The organism is Vibrio sp. 704 (assembly GCF_033339295.1).
This window is the reverse complement of record NZ_JAWOUH010001025.1, coordinates 1-517: the sequence shown is the minus strand read 5'-3', so window position 1 is coordinate 517 and position 517 is coordinate 1. Positions and strand designations below refer to the sequence as shown.

At 50.5% G+C, this 517-nt stretch carries 1 protein-coding gene; it reads left to right on the top strand.

Annotated features, from left to right (window positions below):
• Nucleotides 1-489, top strand: a 489-nt coding sequence (locus tag R7R24_RS30465; RefSeq protein WP_318120682.1) for a methyl-accepting chemotaxis protein, incomplete at its 5' end; no start/stop codon positions are given.
• Nucleotides 490-517: the final 28 nt, after the last annotated feature.

The following is a 517-nucleotide window of genomic DNA, read 5'->3' as shown; positions in this document are numbered from 1 at the left end:
GACGAAATTGCCGAGCAAACCAACCTACTCGCTCTCAATGCAGCAATTGAAGCGGCACGTGCCGGTGAGCAAGGCCGTGGGTTTGCTGTGGTCGCGGATGAAGTTCGCACATTAGCGCACCGTACGCAAAGCTCAGTGCAAGACGTAGTTGGGATTATCGAGAAGCTAAAAGGCTCAACACAAAATGCCGTAACCATGATGACTGACAGCCAACGCAGTGCGAGTCAGGTGCTAGATAAAGCGCAAGACGCAGGCACCGCACTCGAAGCGATTGCCGTTCAGGTACAATCTATCGCCTCTCAAGCTGATGCCATTGCCGCGACCTCGGAAGAACAAGCTCAAGTTTCACAAGAAATTGCAGCCAACGCGCATTCAATCAGTGAGCTAAACCGAGAGAGCCGTAACACCAGCGCGAAAACATCACAAAGTGCGATCGAGTTACAGCAACAAGCGAGAAATTTAAAAGAGCAAGTGGACTTCTTCCATTAATCCCTTGCCCTTCTCCTCTTATCATTGT